Below are 255 nucleotides of genomic sequence, written 5' to 3'. Positions count from 1 at the left end.
AGCACAAAACGTTGCCACTGGTCATTCCGGTGCTGTTCTATCACGGTGAGCGCAGCCCGTACCCGTACAGCATGAACTGGCTGGACTGTTTTGAGAATCCGGCGCTTGCGGCTAAAATATACACAAAGCCGTTTCCGCTGGTTGATATCACTGTCGTTGATGACAATGAAATCATGAACCATCGCCGGATGGCCGCACTGACGCTGCTGATGAAGCATATCCGCCATCGTGACATGATGGAGCTGCTGGACAAAC

1 protein-coding gene is annotated in these 255 nt (G+C 52.2%); it reads left to right on the top strand.

Annotated elements, in window-relative coordinates; translation table 11 throughout:
• The coding region (locus tag E0D98_RS26995) for an Rpn family recombination-promoting nuclease/putative transposase (protein ID WP_165941095.1) at positions 1-255 on the top strand (255 nt) is incomplete at both ends.

Source organism: Escherichia sp. KCJ4928, assembly GCF_004352695.1.
Lineage (GTDB): Bacteria > Pseudomonadota > Gammaproteobacteria > Enterobacterales > Enterobacteriaceae > ECMA0423.
This window is presented reverse-complemented; position numbering and strand designations above follow the sequence as displayed.